This is a genomic window from Bradyrhizobium sp. BR14999 (assembly GCF_056106085.1).
On sequence record NZ_CM148536.1, the window covers coordinates 2,052,971 to 2,070,695 of the forward strand.

A 17,725-nucleotide genomic window follows, 5' to 3' on the forward strand; every position below is an offset into this window, starting at 1 on the left:
TTAATGATTGTTCACAAAGTTGAGCTTTTCGAAAAAGACGCGGTTCCGGTTCTTAGCGTCGCGCAGCATCTTCGTGTAGTCGATCACCTCGTAATACGCATTGAAGCCGCGATGGAAGCCGTAGTACCCTTGATTATCGGGCGTCACGAACGCATCGCGGTCCTTCAGCGCACGGCGGAACGTCGGCGTGAGATCGCAGACACAGTAGATGCTCGCGGGGATGTCTTTGTTGGAAACTGGGACTGGGCGCCCCCTGATCTGAAATTCGCCGTTGCGGATTTCTTCAATGAGCTTGAATGCTTGTGAGAGCGGGTTGTCCGACTCGTCGTAGTCGTCGCGGCCGGGGCGCTTGAACTCGATCGTGGTAATGGAATTGATCGGATGCTCGGTAGGATTAGTGTCGGAAAACAATATTTTTTCGTCGAACGCGACGATGTCGCCGCGCTGTGCTGATTTCGTTCTCAGCATTTCGAGCGCCCGGAGCTGTTTATCTGATGCGATGAACGAGTGATAGGTCAGCCGCTCGTCGATCATCCAGAGATTCTGCTCGTTGTAGGGAATGTCGTTGTTCGTGGTCTGCATCGGGAAAACGAGCTTGTGCACCACCTCTTCGAGCGGATACCGCGCGCCTTCGTCAGGAGGCAGCGAGATTGCGCGCTCGAGGAAGTCGATGATGATCTTGCGGTGGCCAACGTATTGCGCGAGCGCTGAGACACCAAGCTCGTTGTATTCGTCAAGGAACTGAGTGAAGCGGCGATGATATTCCTCGTAGTCGTCGATCTTGTCCGCTTCTTTGATGATGCGGCTACCTTCGCGCTTGAGTTCGGTCTCCCGGTGGTGCAGTTCGCGGTGGAGCGCCGTTTCGATCTCATTGCGTGACGGCGAAGGCGAGAGCTTGTTGATGAATTTGTCGGGATTCTTGAGCAAGATTCGGTACTGTGGCGCGTCCGAAGCGATGTAGCGCCGAATTTTATCCATCTTCTCCGTATTGATCGAAGCGATGATGTTCTCGAGGTCCTTTTCGATGAATTCAAGCGCGTGCTCCCGAATATGAGCGCGCGGAATTACATCGGCGGTATCGAAGAGCGACGGCTCCGCGTCCGCATCGTCGGCCGCGCTGAAATCGAAGTCCGTGCGGCCGATATTCACGTGTGCGCTCAGATACGGACTCTGTACGATGGCGAGGTAGAAAAACGCTTCGCCGTTCTCGTCCTCAAGGCGTGAGCTGAGGTTCGGTACGTAGTCCTCTAGTTTGTCGCTGACCACGCCGCGCTGATCGGCTGCGTAGACCAGCTTATGCTTCGTCGTTCGTGTGGTCGGAAGGCGGAACCCGTGGAGTGTAAAGACGGTCTCGCCGATCGTGAATTCGTGCTTGGAGGAACTAGCCTTGTAGTCCTTCTCGAAGATGTCGTTGATGTCGTACCGCTGCCCTTGGTCGATGAGGTAGACGCGCGGACAGTCTGGCTCAATGAACACGAGAATGAAGTGCTCGATGAGTTTCTGAACGATTATGTCGATCGAGCGAGGGATCTTGTCTTTGTAGCTGCGCTTGAGGCCGGTAAGCGTGATGGTCGTGCCGGGCCATCCCGAATTGACCGGGACTGGCAACCCGGGGGTGTCGAGGGTGTACTTCTCGTCGAACATGTACGACCGAGAGAGCAGCGCGCCTTCAGCACGGAACGTGCTCTCGATTTGTGCGCCGTCGAATGCTTTCAGCCACGTGAAGCGGCCCAGTCCCTTGCCGCCGTGCAGTACTTTGCGGCGCGAAAAGGCTGTGTTGAACGAGTCGAAGTTGTCGTCGTCGAGCCCGACGCCGTTGTCGGTAACCTCGAACCCGACAATCGGCGGGTTCTCCTCCTTCAAGAGGGTGCCTGTTTCACGAAAAACGCCGATCGTCACCATGCCGGTGCCCCTCGGGAGCTTTGCGTCCTTGATGGCCTGGAACGAGTTCATGACCGCCTCGAACAGCGGCAATAGTGGTTTCCACTGCGGGAGGACGGTCTGTCGGACCTGATTTGCGAGGTCGATCTTGATGGACATCTGGCTGGCCGGTGATGCGTAGAAGCAGCAGCATAGTGGAACACAGGGCGATCGCAAATACTGGTTGCAAAAAAGCCGCAGCTCTCGCCGCGACTGGGCGCATCGAGATCACTGGCGCCGCGGCTTGCGCTAACTAACCACTCCAACGTCGGATTCGAGCTGCTTCACAATCTTGCTGGGGGTGGTGCCCAGCGCTTTTGCCAACCGAAAAAGCATGATGATGGTTGGTGATTTCATTCCTCGTTCGATCTGGCTCACGTAAGTCCGGTGAATAGCTGCGCGCTCCGCCAGCTCCTCCTGTGAGAGCCGCGCGGTTCGCCTCAAGCCGGCGATGATTTTTCCGAAGGCTGCATTCGGGCTTTTCACACCACCATAGTCTTGGCTCGAACACTAAAGTGCTACAGACTATAGTATTCAAGCTTTCCATAGGATGCCTGCGCAGCATTGAAGGTTGCCTCATGAGCAAGTATCCCCCCGACACACCGCTCCGGCTTGATGTCGCTGTGAAAGAGGCGTTTCCGGCAGGAGGAATGACCGTGTCCGGTCTGAGAAAGGAAATCGCGAGAGGTCGCCTTGAAGTCGAACTCATCGCGGGAAAACAGTTCGTGACGTTGCTCGCAATTGCGAGGATGAGAGAGTTGTGTCGCGTGCCCAAGAAGAATGACGCTCCAAGCCAGCCCGAGATCACCGGCGCGTCCGTGAAGGCAAGGCAGGCACGCTTGCTGGCTCGCCTTGAAGAAGATCAAGCGAAATTCAGTTCAGGACGAAGGAGCAGATCACCGACGCGGGCAAAAAAAGGCCTCGCGAAATAAAATTACCGAAGCGGGACCCGCACCGGGACCCGTGAAAATAGCCGATTCAAGAAGTGCCTATTTCTATTGGTGGGCCTGGCAAGACTCGAACTTGCAACCAGACCGTTATGAGCGGTCGGCTCTAACCATTGAGCTACAGGCCCACTCGGGAGTGGCTCCCAACTTGGTGGAGCCCCACCTTGCCTTCACGGGCTGTTCTATCAAATATCCGGCAACGTCCACTGCTCATCTATCGTTGAGGGGCACGAAGGAATCCTTCAAGGAAAGGGCTCAAACGCCTGTTTCGAGCGCCATGACCCCAAGTCATCGTGATATTCGATACCCGATATAGTTTATGTATCGCGTCAGCCGCCAGGTATCAAGCAAGCGCTCCCCCGGCGAAAGTGACTTGGACGAGGAGAGTCATTTTCAAGGCCTGAGGCTATCGGCGAACTCTATCACAAAAGACAATCATCCGACCCACTGCGCACTCTCAACGACGCCAGAGTCTCGCGGTGCGAAATCTTTTCTGCTGCTCGAAATTAAAGAGGGCATGGCTCTTCAGGATTTATGACGATGCTCGATGAAGATTTGGCTCGCATTCGTGCTCACCGCAACAACATACACCGGTATCGACGACTAATAGCGACCAAAATGTCAGACGTAGAACGCCAACTCATCGAGAAACGCCTTGTAGAGGAACAGGCCGCGCTCAGCTCTCTTTCTGCCGAGACCTTCCCGCTCACATTTTCACTTCCGAAAGACCCGGCCGACTTCCGGAAAGTGCAAGGTGACAAAACCTTGGATCGCGCGCGTAAATGCTGAACCAACTTTGGCGGTTTTCGAGCAAGGTCAATTGTTCTTTGAAAGACCGAGCGGGTCGGTAGATATTTGGAACGGCCGGCTCCGCGTTGTTTGCCACGCTGCTTGCTTCTTTGTGCAAGAATCACTGTCGAGGATTGGTGAAAGGGGCCGAGTCGTATTCTGTTGAACGACGTCGGATCCACGTCGCTCAAGTTTGCGCATCATTAATTGGGCAATCACGAGGGATGAAGCGACACCCCAACGACGTTCCTCGCGACAAGCATTCGTCCAAATCGCGAATTGCAGGATATCTTTCCGCCAACTGACTCGACTAGGGTACGAGCTTTTCGGCCTCGTAATCAAGTTGCATCAGCTCGAGATAAAGTTGCCGATAGCGCCATCGGGATTAAAGAAGCTTGCCGGCTCTGGCTCGATAAGCACAAAGCCAAAGAGAAGTCAGGTTCTCACCTTCTGCCCATCATCGGAAGCAGGCCTTGTATATACGGCAGCTCGGGCCGGATCGTCGATAAAACTCGCGCCTAACGCGTTGCAGCAGATACATTCTCCTAGTCGAACGTCGGATGCGCTCTTTTCGATGGGGATCATCGAGTGGCATGCAATTCGGGTTTTCTGCCCCCATCAGAATTCTGCGGGCGCCCATCTTCCGCGGCAATTTGGCGATTGATTGCTTCATCGTCCGGGTAGGCAGTCTTCTCCGGTCGGTTGCGCGGATGGCAATGTATGGAACATGTATCGACTGTGGCATCATCGCATTTCGCGGTATCAAACCAGCCCCAGTTGCGGGTTGCCCGCGAACGAGCAAGAAATAGCGCGCGATGCCAGGTCTGTGAAATCGCTCGTCCAGTTTGTCGTCACCTTCTAAGTCCGCTCCGTCAGTGAATGCCTCCTTGAGAATCGATCTTGCGCGGCGATACTGAGTTGCTGACTCGACTAACACAGGGATATCGAACCCTCCGTCGAGATTGTCGGCTGACGCATTTCGTCTGTCGCACGTGTAGTTTGTCGGGTCGTCTGATGCTTTTCGAGTAGACATGAGAGTCAAATTCAAAGATCGAGTTCGAAATAGGCTGCGCTCCCTTAGTCGTGCTCCTCTCGCGCATGGATAGAGTTGTTTTGTTGTAGGCAGTAGCCACAAAACCCTAAGTTCGCTTACGGGGAAGCCCTAAACATGACTTTTCAAGGTACCACCCACCAGTAGACATTATTGGGCGGGCGGCCCCTCCGCGATGAGCCCAAAGCTTCGGGGCCGCCCTACATCACCGGGTGATTGGGAGGGACGGTGATGATTGCCATGACAAAGCAAGCATCATGCCGAATAAAAATCGAGCGACTGCATACGGCCAGCACAAGTTATCTTCGAGAAGGTGAGCGATGCCGTGTCAGTTTGTCATCTAGTTGACAAGCGATGTGGATACTATCTCCCAACATCAGCGAACAATTGTGAACTCGTTGATCGCTGCGCGGTGCGTGATACCAATATAGTTTCGCCTGAGGAGCATCCACGGAAGTGGCAATGACGTTTATCGTTGATCAAAACAACAAGAGTGTCCAGGAAGTGTAAGATCGCAGCTGATTCCCATCAGGAAGTAGGATGTGGTGTCGTGATCCAATTCGAATTGCCTCTTAGGGCGCTTCGGTCTTAACTGGAAGCGGCGCCGCCCCGTTCCCGTCGACACGGTAGCAAACTGATGCCACACTCGACGTCATAATCGTATCCATTCGCCCGCTTCCGCTGAAGTACTGGTTCTCGTGTAACAGTGGGCTTCCTGCATCGTAGACATGGTCACAGGACGGCATGCGCAAATACGACGCATCAGCCCGAATATAGAGTTCATTGTGCGACACACCGGCATGGATCGTGAGCGGGCGGACCCGGCGCGATGAGTGCCATTGCTTCCATGGGTCCGCCCTACATCGCCGCGAGAGGAGCGTGATGCTGGTCAGCACCGAGCAAGTGGCATGCCGAACGAAAGGTTGCGCTTCTAGAGGCGACTGCCCTCGACGAGTTTGAGAGGCCGAACCTTACCCGGGCAACCCGACATCAGCCGCTGGATAGGAGCGGCTCCCGCCGTGTTTTCGCCGAGCTGCTTAAGGCAATCGAAACGGCTCGAGCCAAAAGGCCGCCGAACAGCTTGGCATTGAGATCTTCTCGTTGCGCCAATGTCTCTCGAGGTTTCCAACGCTCATGGTATTTGCCTAAATTGAGCAAACGGCAGTGCCGCTGCCTCTTAACTTTGAGAACTCCGCACCCGTTGTTGCTGCTGGTGTCACATCGTTGCGCGTCAGCTCCAGGCTTGGGCTGAGTAGATCAGTCTGCTGGAGCGAGCCGCGGCACACGCCATCGCACGCTATCTCTTGGGGTGACTCCTTTGACATGTCGCCGGTGCAGACCAGTCCCGCCGTCGCCGGGAAATTGAGAGGTCATCGGGTGAAGAGATCCTTCGCCACGTATGTGCGTGCCTCCGATGCGTGAGCATCAGCGTGGCGCTCACTTGGATCAATCGCGCAAGGCATCGGAACTCTCACACAGGTCTCCCACAAGACCGGAATGGTCCTAAACGGGGCCCTCCGCATTTCAAGGAACCGATGTGCCAATCACGGCAGACCGAACTCCTCTGAAGAGAAACAATGCCCATCTCACAGCGCTGGTTGATCGCTGGGCCTCCTTGTCACGCTTCGGACATCGACGTCTCGAATCCGACAACGGCCAACGAGTGGTAGCCGAGCGGCGGCGAAAGAGAAGTTGACCAAGACATCCTGCATCGGAGTGCTCTCTCGCCCTCATTTGAGAGGTGTGCCAGCGAGCAAGCGCATCGTATCCTCAGCTTCGCGGAAGATCTGTTTTTCGGTGGGGCAAAGCGGTAGTCATGATTCAGGGACAAGACAATCGAAACCGACGTCATTGTGGCGTGACCAACTGACGAAGTATAGAGCTGACGGTCGGCTCAATGCAGAACCGCGTGCGCGCCGCGATGGATGTGGCGGACGAGCTTTTTTTTCGTATCTGGACCGTGAAGGAGGCGATCCTAAAGACAACGCGACAAGGGCTGGGAATCTCACCCGATTGTTTTCAGTGTTCCATCCGCTGCGTCGCGGCCTCCGCCCGCACTGCGGGTCGGCGAGCCGCCGGTAACGACGAACTGGTTCATCCTCCAGGCAGATGTCCGTGGTGGATACTGCGGCGCACTGGGAACGCGCGGCTCCGACTGGCGGGTACGATGGCTCTCGGCTCAGAAGTTAATCGCCGACAAAAGCGCTCCGCGCTCGAAGGTAGAGCAACACGAACGAACAACGCAGATCCCGATGCCGAGCCGTGCAATGCGGCGATCGGGTCGATCGAGATGCCTGGTATGGAAGCGCGGCGAAAGGACGCGATTGCGGCTATGGCGATGAGTGATATCGGCTGTTCACGCCGGGCGTCATCGGCCGACAGCTCTTCATGACTACTGGATCGAGATAGGCTGAGACCTGGGCTGCAACCGCGTCTGCTCACAATCCGAGATCATGGATCCTCGCAAAAAATCGGCGATGCGATCAATAGCCGGCCGTTAGCGAACATCGCCAAAACCTGCCCGTCGTTCCAAGTAAATAGGTGTAACTTGATATCCCCCGCAATCTCGCGTGCCGTGAGAGTGCCTGCACAACCGAATACCGAAACGACGTCTGCGTAGTGTGAGCCGAACTGTATAGCACCGAGCTCCAGCTCCGTGACGCGGCAATGCCCGGCTGGGAATGACCGAGCGTTAACTGACCTGTAATTCGCATCCAGGTCATCAGCCCGGACCGGATCGCCGAGAATCCCAGCCGACGGAGCGCTGGCATGTGCTGGTCGAGGCCAGCTCGAGACCAGGCCGGCCTGCATGAACAGCCATCCCAATGCGGTGATCACCATGATCCGGGGGATCGTTTGCCGCTTGATGAGACAACCGGTCATTGCGAACGGTTGAGATAGCTTCATCGAATACACTCACTCGTAGGGTTCAGGGTACGTGTGCGCCGGAGGCGCTCGCCATTCGTGACGAACCCTTATGCAGGAGTCACAACCACTGAGAGATAGGGCATGATGACAAGCCTAGCGCAACCGCAGTGGTCTCAAAATTCGCGTCAATCAGGCGGAAATGGTTGGGGCGGACTCCATGCCGTTTAGACAGACAGCGGGGTCCGCCCCTACATCACGGCGACGGCTCCGCGATGGTATTGTGCATGAAGCAAGCTCTATGCCGAACGGAGAACGACAGAACTTGCTGGTACATCGAACTTGAATTATTCAAAAAATAGTCAGTCATAGGCAGCGTCAATTCAAGATTGGCCTTGCGCGCATGGCCTATGTACGGAGACTCTCCACAAATTGCGACGCCTCGGTTAGCCATTTTCGCTTCAGTGCCGTCCTGGGCTGCCTTGCCATAATATGCCCGGTGAGCGAATTGCTTCCCAACGGCATGTGAGCGCGAAGTCGTTTACGATCATCTCACCCCAGCTCGCACACCCCTGCCTGCCTGCGAGCGTTCTAAGCTTTGCCGCACTGATTACGGCGGCGGCCGGGCGATACAGCCTGCTCCCATTCTGTCTGGACGATTCGCTGGCTGTCTGTGTGGAGGCTGCGAAACTCTAACTTACGCCGAAAGGACGGCTGTCAAGCAAGCTGCCAACCTCTGTCAAACCAAGACGGCCTCCGCACGGATTCTCTAAACCACGTAACTGTGTCCGTCTTTCAATGGAGCGATTTCTGGTCCTCGTTTATTTAAAGCACCTATTCGAAAGGGGTTGAATCGAGCGTGGCGTCAGGTTGTAAACAAGATGCGAGAACGCTGGCCACGAGATCTTAAAAATGACAAATCAGTTTCTCGCTCTGCATCTTGCGGAATCCTCTGCTGGCAACATTGTAGGATTCACGACAGGAGTTGCCCGAGCCAAGTCGGCGCTCTGGGCGGTTGCGTTCGTTTTCGCGTCGACAGTTGTCGCCGAGTCACACGCCGCGCAAGCTGGGCCTGCCAGCGAGAGTCTGAATTGGTCGTCCAGCACGAAATCAAACGGCGCCTCCGCAGTCGCCGTCAAAAAGTCGATCTCTCCATTTTGGGACACTTGGATCGGAGCCGACATGACTGTGGCGCACGAGCCTACCACATCGTTGGATTTGCTTGCGGAGAAGGCTGCTAATGGCGGTAACGTGCCCCAATCTTCTGGCGTCGCCTGGGCTGCAGGCACCGGTCCCGGGCCCGGCTCCATTTGGGACAAAACCGTGGTGGACGCGCGCTTTGATCCGGGCGAGCAGAGTAGCAAGATCGGAGCCTCGCTCATCAAGTTGATGCCGCTGCCGAGCGATGATTCGCTGGCGTTGCAGATCGAATGCGATCTGATCCATAAGGGCCAGATGCCGTTCCTCGGTATGCTCGGGCAGGTGACACGGAACTATGAGACCCATCACTCGGCCAAAGTGACAATCACCGGCATCGGCACGAGCCTTGTCGTTGGCCAGAGCATATCGAGCACCGACGACAAATGGCTGCGCAGCTTCGGCGCCGAGCAGACGCTGTTCAACGGCGTCACGATTTCCAGCGCCATCGGGCAGACCGCACAAGGCATAGCGAACATGAGTCTGACCGCAAAATTTAGGAAGAGCTGGTGAGGTGCTGACGAGAGCTTTGCAGTCGCCGCTTGGGAAGCGCCACGCCTTCATGTCCTCGACGAGGTCGTTCGTGGAGGGGCTAGCCTCTCGGCAGGAAGCAGACGCCAGCGTAGCATTCGGCCGTTGAAATGGCTAGGTTTCGGGGACGAGAAGGCATCGAGATTGCGGGTTTCATTCGCAAGCCGTTCTGTTCCAATTCGGACGAGGCGTCTACGCATAAGGGGTGCTTGTCCGTTTCGGGCATTGAGCGGGCGGCAAGGGAATTGCGATGGATCACAAGCAATTCGTGTTTCTCGGAATTGGTGTCATTGGTAGCATCCTCATGTGCGTAGCGCTCGCGCTGTGGCTGGTCGGCTGGTGAAGCAGCGACGCCGCCCGCTTGAAATGGTCGCGGACGGCGTTACTTGCGGACTCGGGAGGATGATGCAAAATCCCGGTCAAGAGCGGGTTTGCACGTGCCGTGCCAAGATTCATGTCTCGAGCCGAGACGCTGCGTAGTTGAATCAAGTCGGGAGCCAACCCATAGCGGAAAGCTCGATCACGCTTCATCCACTCACTCTCCTGCGGAAATGCTGATCATCGTATACGCATATGTTTCGCGTCGTATGCTTCCGACCGGCTCGGGAGCGAACGAGACGAAGCCGTCCGGTTTCATACAAATTAACCAGCTTTGCAGCAGCTCATTCGGGAAGCGCGCGCCTGATGTCGGCAGCTAATGCGCAGGCGCGTTCCCCTGCAACGCGCTGTGTGGTTCGGCTTCGTGACGCAAACGAGCATCTGTGCTCGTTTTAGCTAAACCTGAGACCTCGGGCGAGCGAGGCACGGTCGTTTTCGTTATAGAAGAACAGGATCTTGTTGAGCAGCCAACTGCACGCGGGACCGTTGAACTCTCGAAGCCGTTCTGCATCGACGTGTCGGGCCCGACGAAGCGCTAGTCCATGGAGCTCTTCCTCGGTGCGACAGTCGGGCTCGATGATTTCTGGCCTGCGACGCTATACGACGTGTCGTGAGTTCTTGGCCCGCCCCAACATCGAGGTCTCTGGATGATTCCGGACATTCCTTGGTGAGGTTGTCGACAATCTGAGACGCGGAAGTACCGGCCGCTGCCGAACTCGCGTGGACGAAAGTGCAGCGACCTGCGCTTGTTGGCCCGCCCCCACCGGGATCAAAGCTCGGAGTCGCACAGCTTGCGCCGCCCCTTGCGAATGGTGAGGTCCTTCCTCACGATTGTCGGTGGACCCGGTTGATCTGGCGGACGGCGCGCCCGCGAGCGAGCCTGCTTGCGCCGAGAGTGATGAGGGTGCTTCGAGGACCGTGCCGCTGTACCGAAGTTCTTGTCGTCTGCTTCCGCTCTATGATAAGCGAGAATTGGACCAGTGTTGAAAGGATTGCGTTATGAGTTTGACGCAGAGATTTGAGTTTCGGCAGTCGCTGGTAATAACGCCGCAGTTGATGCAGGCGATCAAGCTGCTGCAATTGTCTAATCTCGATCTCACGACCTTCGTCGAGGAAGAGCTCGAGCGCAATCCGCTGCTCGAGCCCGCTGGCCACAATGAGCTCGCAACCAGTGATGTTTCTGACGAAACCAGCCTGTTCAGGGACCGCGAGGAACGCGGAAGCCAAGACCATGAGTCCTTAGGCGCGGCCGCCGAAACGCTTGAGCTCGGCCAAGAATGGCCCAACCCTGATCTCGGCAGCCGTATTGAGGTCGAACACGACGTTGTTTCCGAAGAGCCTGCCGCGGAGGGCGCTCGCAACACCCAGGATGCAGCGGCGAGCGTCTACACCGAATGGGGCGGCGGCGCCTCCGGGGATGAAGACTACAATCTCGAGGCCTTCGTCGCCGCCGAGATGACGCTCGCCAACCATCTCGCCGAGCAGCTCTCAGTCGCCTTCACCGCGCCGGCGCAGCGCATGATCGGCCAGTACCTGATCGACCTCGTCGACGAGGCCGGCTACCTGCCGCCGGATCTCGGCCAGGCCGCCGAGCGTCTCGGCGCATCGCAACAGGATGTCGAGGGCGTCCTTGCCGTGCTGCAAAAATTCGATCCGCCCGGCATCTGCGCCCGCAATTTGAGCGAATGCCTGGCGATCCAACTCCGTGAGCTCGATCGCTACGACCCGGCAATGCAGGCGCTGGTCGAGAATCTCGATCTTCTCGCCAAGCGCGACATCGTGGCCTTGCGTAACGTTTGCGGGGTTGATGACGAAGACATCGCCGACATGATCGGCGAGATCCGCCGCCTCAATCCCAAGCCCGGCATGAGATTCGGCCCCTCGCGCGTCCAGACCATGATGCCGGAGGTCTATGTCCGTCCGGGTCCCGACGGCGGCTGGCATGTGGAGCTCAACAGCGACACCTTGCCGCGCGTCCTCGTGAACCAGACCTATTACTCCGAGCTGTCGAAGAAGATCGGCAAAGACGTCGATAAATCCTACTTCACCGATGCGCTTCAGAACGCGACCTGGCTGGTGCGCGCGCTCGACCAGCGCGCCCGCACCATCCTGAAGGTCGCTACCGAAATCGTGCGCCAGCAGGACGGCTTCTTCACCCATGGTGTCGCGCACTTGCGGCCGCTCAGTCTCAAGGCCGTCGCCGACGGCATCCAGATGCATGAATCCACGGTGTCGCGCGTCACCGCCAACAAATACATGGCGACCAATCGCGGCATGTTCGAGCTGAAATATTTCTTCACGACTTCGATCGCCTCGGCCGACGGCGGCGAGGCGCATTCCGCCGAAGCCGTCCGTCACCACATCAGACAGCTGATCGATTCGGAGGAGCTGTCCGCAATCCTGTCGGACGACGCGATCGTGGAACGCTTGCGCGCCTCCGGCATTGATATTGCCCGCCGCACGGTCGCGAAGTACCGCGAAGCCATGCGCATACCCTCCTCGGTGCAACGCCGCCGCGACAAGCAGAGCGCTCTTGGTAACGTCCTCTCCACCGCCTTGTCCGATCGTTCCCGCAACAACCAGCCGGCCTGATTGCGCGCGTCTCAAAGCTAGACATCAACCAAGCGAGCCGTTGAGTTAGCTGGGAGACCGGTTATTGCGATAACACGCTCGTCTCACCGGCCAGCCAGCATTCGGAGACAATAGAGACAACTCGCCGGACAGCTCCATGATAATGTCTCGATCGGCGAGGTGCCCATGGACAACCTCATCGGGCGTGTCAGCCGCATCCTCTGGTCAATGACCCACAGGGAGCGAGCTGAAAAGCAAAACCCCGGCATCGCTGCCGAGGTTTCGCATTTCGTTGAGAGCGTCGGACTTTAGAAATCCATGCCGCCCATGCCGCCGCCCGGGGGCATTGCGGGGCCGGCAGGGGCCTTCTTCGGCAGCTCGGCGACCATGGCCTCGGTGGTGATCAAGAGCGCCGCCACGGAGGAGGCGTTCTGGATCGCGGTGCGCACGACCTTGGTCGGGTCGATGATGCCCTTGGTGACGAGGTTGCCGTACTCGCCGGCCTGCGAGTCGAAGCCGTAGGCGTACTGATCCTTCTCGAGAATCTTGCCGACGATCACCGAGCCGTCTTCACCGGCGTTGATCACGATCTGGCGGGCCGGCCAGGACAGCGCCTTGCGCACGATTTCGACGCCGGTCTTCTGGTCGTCGTTCTTGGTGCGCAGGCCCTTGAGCTGCTCAGAGGCACGGAGCAGGGCGACGCCGCCGCCCGGCAGGATGCCTTCCTCGACAGCCGCGCGGGTCGCATGCATCGCGTCATCAACGCGATCCTTGCGCTCCTTCACCTCGACCTCGGTCGCGCCGCCGACACGGATCACCGCGACGCCGCCGGCGAGCTTGGCCAGACGCTCCTGGAGTTTCTCACGGTCGTAGTCCGAGGTGGTCTCCTCGATCTGCGCCTTGATCTGGGCCACGCGCGCCTCGATGTCGGCCTTCTTGCCGGCGCCGTTGACGATCGTGGTGTTCTCCTTGTCGATCATCACCTTCTTGGCGCGACCGAGCATGTTGAGCGTGACGTTCTCGAGCTTGATGCCGAGATCTTCCGAGATCGCCTGGCCGCCGGTCAGGATCGCGATGTCCTGCAGCATGGCCTTGCGGCGATCGCCGAAGCCCGGAGCCTTGACGGCCGCGACCTTCAGACCACCGCGCAGGCGGTTCACGACCAGGGTCGCGAGGGCTTCGCCTTCGACGTCCTCGGCGACGATGACCAGCGGCTTGCCGGTCTGCACCACGGCCTCGAGCAGCGGCAGCAGCTCGTTCAGCGAGGAGAGCTTCTTCTCGTTGATGAGGATGTAGGCGTCGTCCATCTCAACGCGCATCTTGTCGGCGTTGGTGACGAAGTAGGGCGAGATGTAGCCGCGGTCGAACTGCATGCCCTCGACGACGTCGAGCTCGGTCTCGAGCGACTTGGCTTCCTCGACGGTGATGACACCCTCGTTGCCGACCTTCTTCATGGCGTCGGCGAGGAACTTGCCGATCTCGGCGTCGCCATTGGCCGAAATCGTGGCGACCTGGGCGATCTCGTCGTTCGAGGTGACCTTCTTAGAGTTATTCTGGAGGTCCGCAACGACGGCGTCGACGGCGAGGTCGATACCGCGCTTGAGATCCATCGGGTTCATGCCGGCAGCAACGGCCTTGGCGCCTTCACGGACGATCGCAGCCGCGAGCACGGTCGCGGTGGTGGTACCGTCGCCGGCCGCGTCAGCGGACTTGGAGGCGACTTCGCGTACCATCTGGGCGCCCATGTTCTCGAACTTGTCGTCGAGCTCGATCTCCTTGGCGACGGTGACGCCGTCCTTGGTGATGCGGGGAGCGCCGAACGACTTGTCGAGCACGACATTACGACCCTTCGGGCCGAGCGTGACGTTCACGGCATTGGCGAGGATGTCGACGCCGCGCAGCATGCGATCGCGGGCCTCAACGCCGAATTTCACTTCTTTGGCTGACATATTGATTTCCCTGAGTTGTCTTATCTCACCCTTGGCGAGGCGCCCGGCAGGCGCTCCTCAGGGGTGAGCAGTGCGAGCGGTTGGATTAAGCGACCTTCTTCTTGGCCGACACGTCGGTGAGAACGCCCATGACGTCGCTTTCCTTCATGATCAACAGCTCCTGGCCGTCGATCTTGACCTCGGTGCCCGACCACTTGCCGAACAGCACACGATCACCGACCTGGAGATCGATCGGGATCAGCTTGCCGCTCTCGTCGCGGCCACCTGGGCCAACGGCGATGACTTCGCCCTGGGAGGGCTTTTCCTTGGCCGTATCGGGAATGATGATGCCGCCAGCGGTCTTCTCTTCTGCGTCGATGCGCTTGACCACGACGCGGTCATGAAGCGGACGGAAGTGCATGCAGTCCTCCTAACATTTGCACGAGTTGAGATTTCAACCTTGTTAGCAATTGATGCCTGCGAGTACTAACGCAGGCGCAGCTGAAATAGGACGGGCTTCTACGGGAGCAAGAGCTGCCAGCAAAAAATCGCACTCAGAAGTCGTCTCTGCCAGAATCATTTATCGAAGCTAACTGATCCGTCCGCAGTGTGAGGTTGCCGTGCTCGGCCGAGGTCTGCACGCCGTCGCGGCGGATGCTCTTGGCCTGGAACAGAGCTGGCTCCGCAAATTCGGACAGTAGCTTGAGTGGATTTTCTGCCTGACAGCGGCGAGGATTCTCGCCGCGAATCAGGAGCGAAGATGACGAAGAGGAGTCGCCGGACGCATTCTCCGGCATTCAAGGCGAAGGTGGCTTTGGCGGCCGTGAAGGGGGAGAAGACGTTGGCCGAGCTGGCGCAACTGTTTGATGTCCATCCGAACCAGATCACGACCTGGAAGAACCAGCTCCTGGAAGGCGCCGCCGGCGTGTTTGGGCAGGACAAGGGACCGGCCGAGGCGCCGGTCGATTTGAAGGCGTTACATGCCAAGATCGGCGAGTTGGCCTTGGAGAATGATTTTTTAGAGAGCGCGCTCACCAAGGCGGGCCTGCTGAGCGCAAAGCGATGATCGACCGCGACCATGATCTGCCTGTCGTGCGCCAGGCGAAAGTCCTGAGCCTTGCTCGCAGCACGGTCTACTATGAACCTCGGCCGGTTTCGGCCGAGGACCTTGCCTTGATGCGCCGGCTCGATGAGCTGCACCTCGATTATCCCTTCGCAGGGGCGCGCATGCTGCGATCGCTGTTGCGGCGTGAGCGCGTGCAGGTTGGCCGCCGCCACGTCGCGACGCTGATGAAGCGCATGGGGATCGAGGCGATCTATCGCCGCCCGAACACGAGCAAGCCCGCACCGGGCCACAAGATCTACCCGTACCTGCTGCGCGGATTGAAGATCGAGCGGCCGAACCAGGTCTGGGCAATGGACATCAGCTACATTCCGATGCGACGTGGCTTCGTCTACCTCGCGGCGGTCGTCGATGTGTTCAGCCGGCGGGTCCTGGCCCATCGCGTATCGATCACGATGGAGACGATGTTCTGCGTTGAAGCGCTCCAGGAGGCGTTGGCGAAGCACGGCAGGCCCGAGATCTTCAACACGGATCAGGGCAGCCAGTTCACGAGCGTCGACTTCACCAGCGTGCTGCTGGACGCCAAGATCGCTATCAGCATGGATGGCAAGGGCGCCTGGCGTGACAACGTGTTCGTCGAGCGGCTCTGGCGCACGATCAAATACGAGGAAGTCTATCTGCGCGCCTACGACAGCGTGTCCGAGGCGCGAGCGTCGATTTCCAAATATCTGGCGTTCTACAATCGGGGACGCCCGCACTCGAGCCTTGACGAACGCACGCCCGACGAGGCTTACTTCGGCGTGCAAGCGATGGTGATGGCCGCATGATCGTCGCCCGCGATTTTGTCGTCGCTCTGGTCGGGCTACGCCCTCCCGACGCAACGACAAAATCGCAAAGCCCCGCAGTCAGTGTAACCCGGCAGGAATCCACTTAAATTCCGCGGGGCGCTGTCCAAACAACCGGAGCCAGCTCTAACGCCCAGAGATTGGTACGCTCGAGAGCCTTAGTGCTGCTAAAGCCACTCAGCTTGGTCTCATTGACTGCGCGGATACCGGCTCCGGCCGAAGCGAACCCTAGCGCTGATTAACGCGCTGCGTAACACGAGTTCGCCGGGCTTGCTTGTGTGGATCGTATTCTCATCGAGTTACCGCGACTTGTCCGCAACAGCGAGGGAGCGTGAACAGGTTCGGTGATAACCCTCTCATTCTAAGCAAGCCGATCGTGAAAAATAAGAGCTTCGTTTCATCTCGCTCAACCGCTAACCTTGGCAGTTGACTGGAGCTGGATGAAAAGCGGTCACGGGCCGGCGCCGACCTCTTCAACGAGTGAATCAAACGCGCGAGTGAACCAAACGCGCGGTTCGAACGCATTTAGTGGCAGGAGACTAACCGACGATCGGATCGTCGCTCAACGGAGCAATGCTTTCAGCATAGGTTTTGGCCGCCTCTGCTGATGAAGGTAAATCGTGGGACCACGAGCAAATCCTCAGTGCACAGCCTTGCGCTATGGCTTGTCAGTTCGCAAAACGGCAACGGCGCTCGGTTGAGTGATTCTGGACGCGTTATTCCGGACTCGGAAGGTGGTGCAAAATCCCGGTAAGAGCTGATCGGCACGTCCCGTGCCAAGGTTCGTGCCTCGGCCGAGCGCCCGCGCGGGAGAACTGAATTAAGAGGACATCAGCACTCACGCAAAAATCTATCGCGCTTCATCCACTGTTCTTCTGCGGTGACGCCAATAATCGTATACGCATGCGTTTCGTGTCCCACATTGCGATTAGATCGGCCTTCGGGAGGCAACGAGATGCGACCGCCCCCGGTTTCACCGCACCTTCTTAAGACCGGTCAAAAAGAGTGGAGTGAGGGGCGGCACCGACGACTGGATCGGATCAAACGCCGAGTCCGCCCCCGCATCACCCTGGGAGGTCGGTGATGCGACTTTGAAGGTAGCAAACAATCCAATAATGCAGCTACTGCAACTATCTCACACCAGCATGGCCCGCATGAGGGTTGAACCGGCCGTAGCGTTAGGTTGTAGGCTGTCGGGTCCTCGGGTGTTCCGGCTGTGCGCAGAGAAGAAATGCCGACTGTCACGACAACGAGCGCAAGTGACGGGTAAAGAGAATTGCAGGCAAGGTGAAAGATGTGGTTCGGAGGCCATCGATCAGGAACAATGATTCGATTTTCGCCGTTAGTCCGCCCCGCTCAATGCGGTCGTCAATCTCGATAGTGCGTCAGCTGACCTCCTTTTGCACTCCTAGGTGTTCTCTGCTCGTTTGGATTTTATCCATGTTGGCCGATCGAAAGGACTGCGGCAGACTGGTCAGGCGATCGAGACTTCAAACCTTCCGAAACGCGGTTGCGTTTCGCGCCGGAGCCCTCGTCGCTGGCCTGAGCTCGTGACCGAGCTCTTAGCTTGAGTTCGGGGCGGAGCAAAGTTCAGGCGGGAGCGAATCTAGTTCTGGTTCTTGTCTGTGCGGGCAAGATCC

At 58.1% G+C, this 17,725-nt stretch carries 13 protein-coding genes and 1 tRNA gene; 8 read left to right on the forward strand and 6 right to left on the reverse strand.

Annotated features, from left to right (window positions below):
• Positions 1–2,040, reverse strand: coding sequence for an ATP-binding protein (locus ACR9YP_RS09525; RefSeq protein WP_474219514.1), 2,040 nt, complete (start codon positions 2,038–2,040; stop codon positions 1–3).
• 129 nt (positions 2,041–2,169) lie between these two features.
• Complete coding sequence (locus tag ACR9YP_RS09530) at positions 2,170–2,406, reverse strand: helix-turn-helix domain-containing protein (RefSeq protein WP_474219515.1); 237 nt, start codon at positions 2,404–2,406, stop codon at positions 2,170–2,172.
• A 92-nt stretch (positions 2,407–2,498) separates the two neighbouring features.
• On the opposite strand from ACR9YP_RS09530, the gene ACR9YP_RS09535 reads away from it, so the two are divergent.
• Complete coding sequence (locus ACR9YP_RS09535; RefSeq protein WP_474219517.1) at positions 2,499–2,852, forward strand: hypothetical protein; 354 nt, start codon at positions 2,499–2,501, stop codon at positions 2,850–2,852.
• Positions 2,853–2,919: 67 nt separating this feature from the next.
• On the opposite strand, the gene ACR9YP_RS09540 is transcribed toward ACR9YP_RS09535, so the two are convergent.
• Positions 2,920–2,995: transfer RNA gene (locus ACR9YP_RS09540), tRNA-Ile, on the reverse strand.
• 191 nt (positions 2,996–3,186) lie between these two features.
• On the opposite strand from ACR9YP_RS09540, the gene ACR9YP_RS09545 reads away from it, so the two are divergent.
• The 3 genes from ACR9YP_RS09545 to ACR9YP_RS09555 all read left to right on the forward strand — a co-directional run bounded on the left by ACR9YP_RS09545 (position 3,187) and on the right by ACR9YP_RS09555 (position 7,099).
• A complete protein-coding gene (locus tag ACR9YP_RS09545; protein ID WP_474219518.1) occupies positions 3,187–3,405 on the forward strand; it encodes a hypothetical protein in 219 nt (72 codons plus the stop codon).
• Positions 3,406–3,407: 2 nt separating this feature from the next.
• Positions 3,408–3,656 (forward strand): hypothetical protein, encoded by a 249-nt coding sequence (locus ACR9YP_RS09550; protein ID WP_474219519.1) that lies wholly within the window; start codon positions 3,408–3,410, stop codon positions 3,654–3,656.
• Positions 3,657–6,628: 2,972 nt separating this feature from the next.
• Positions 6,629–7,099: a 4'-phosphopantetheinyl transferase superfamily protein gene (locus ACR9YP_RS09555; RefSeq protein WP_474221010.1), complete on the forward strand. Its 471-nt coding sequence runs from the start codon at positions 6,629–6,631 to the stop codon at positions 7,097–7,099.
• A 59-nt stretch (positions 7,100–7,158) separates the two neighbouring features.
• Here ACR9YP_RS09555 and ACR9YP_RS09560 read toward each other — a convergent pair whose 3' ends face one another.
• On the reverse strand, positions 7,159–7,614 hold the full coding sequence (locus ACR9YP_RS09560; RefSeq protein ID WP_474219520.1) for a hypothetical protein: 456 nt from the start codon (positions 7,612–7,614) through the stop codon (positions 7,159–7,161).
• An 870-nt stretch (positions 7,615–8,484) separates the two neighbouring features.
• Here ACR9YP_RS09560 and ACR9YP_RS09565 point away from each other — a divergent pair.
• The 3 genes from ACR9YP_RS09565 (at position 8,485) to ACR9YP_RS09575 (ending at position 12,561) form a co-directional block, all read left to right on the forward strand.
• Positions 8,485–9,282: a hypothetical protein gene (locus tag ACR9YP_RS09565; protein ID WP_474219521.1), complete on the forward strand. Its 798-nt coding sequence runs from the start codon at positions 8,485–8,487 to the stop codon at positions 9,280–9,282.
• A 1,395-nt stretch (positions 9,283–10,677) separates the two neighbouring features.
• Entirely contained in the window at positions 10,678–12,270 is a 1,593-nt protein-coding gene (gene rpoN, locus ACR9YP_RS09570) for an RNA polymerase factor sigma-54 (RefSeq protein WP_474219522.1), read from the forward strand.
• A 165-nt stretch (positions 12,271–12,435) separates the two neighbouring features.
• Complete coding sequence (locus tag ACR9YP_RS09575) at positions 12,436–12,561, forward strand: hypothetical protein (RefSeq protein ID WP_474219523.1); 126 nt, start codon at positions 12,436–12,438, stop codon at positions 12,559–12,561.
• Here the strand turns inward: ACR9YP_RS09575 and groL are convergent.
• Positions 12,558–14,198, reverse strand: coding sequence for a chaperonin GroEL (groL, locus tag ACR9YP_RS09580; RefSeq protein ID WP_474219525.1), 1,641 nt, complete (start codon positions 14,196–14,198; stop codon positions 12,558–12,560). The genes ACR9YP_RS09575 and groL overlap by 4 nt on opposite strands.
• An 85-nt stretch (positions 14,199–14,283) precedes the next feature.
• Positions 14,284–14,598: a co-chaperone GroES gene (locus ACR9YP_RS09585; RefSeq protein WP_438102860.1), complete on the reverse strand. Its 315-nt coding sequence runs from the start codon at positions 14,596–14,598 to the stop codon at positions 14,284–14,286.
• Positions 14,599–14,937: 339 nt separating this feature from the next.
• On the opposite strand from ACR9YP_RS09585, the gene ACR9YP_RS09590 reads away from it, so the two are divergent.
• Positions 14,938–16,067, forward strand: a protein-coding gene (locus ACR9YP_RS09590; protein ID WP_474219526.1) for an IS3 family transposase whose coding sequence is annotated in 2 segments (ribosomal slippage) — positions 14,938–15,199 and positions 15,199–16,067 — 1,131 coding nt in all. Because the reading frame shifts where the segments join, the coding sequence is not laid out codon by codon here.
• Positions 16,068–17,725 lie beyond the last annotated feature (1,658 nt).

What these genes read in the sequence shown, in the direction of transcription:
- ACR9YP_RS09525 (WP_474219514.1), bottom strand. Translation starts at nt 2,040, where the DNA reads ATGTCCATCAAGATCGACCTCGCAAATCAGGTCCGACAGACCGTCCTC.
- ACR9YP_RS09535 (WP_474219517.1), top strand. Translation starts at nt 2,499, where the DNA reads ATGAGCAAGTATCCCCCCGACACACCGCTCCGGCTTGATGTCGCTGTG.
- ACR9YP_RS09545 (WP_474219518.1), top strand. Translation starts at nt 3,187, where the DNA reads ATGTATCGCGTCAGCCGCCAGGTATCAAGCAAGCGCTCCCCCGGCGAA.
- ACR9YP_RS09550 (WP_474219519.1), top strand. Translation starts at nt 3,408, where the DNA reads ATGCTCGATGAAGATTTGGCTCGCATTCGTGCTCACCGCAACAACATA.
- ACR9YP_RS09555 (WP_474221010.1), top strand. Translation starts at nt 6,629, where the DNA reads ATGGATGTGGCGGACGAGCTTTTTTTTCGTATCTGGACCGTGAAGGAG.
- ACR9YP_RS09560 (WP_474219520.1), bottom strand. Translation starts at nt 7,614, where the DNA reads ATGAAGCTATCTCAACCGTTCGCAATGACCGGTTGTCTCATCAAGCGG.
- ACR9YP_RS09565 (WP_474219521.1), top strand. Translation starts at nt 8,485, where the DNA reads ATGACAAATCAGTTTCTCGCTCTGCATCTTGCGGAATCCTCTGCTGGC.
- rpoN (WP_474219522.1), top strand. Translation starts at nt 10,678, where the DNA reads ATGAGTTTGACGCAGAGATTTGAGTTTCGGCAGTCGCTGGTAATAACG.
- ACR9YP_RS09575 (WP_474219523.1), top strand. Translation starts at nt 12,436, where the DNA reads ATGGACAACCTCATCGGGCGTGTCAGCCGCATCCTCTGGTCAATGACC.
- groL (WP_474219525.1), bottom strand. Translation starts at nt 14,198, where the DNA reads ATGTCAGCCAAAGAAGTGAAATTCGGCGTTGAGGCCCGCGATCGCATG.
- ACR9YP_RS09585 (WP_438102860.1), bottom strand. Translation starts at nt 14,598, where the DNA reads ATGCACTTCCGTCCGCTTCATGACCGCGTCGTGGTCAAGCGCATCGAC.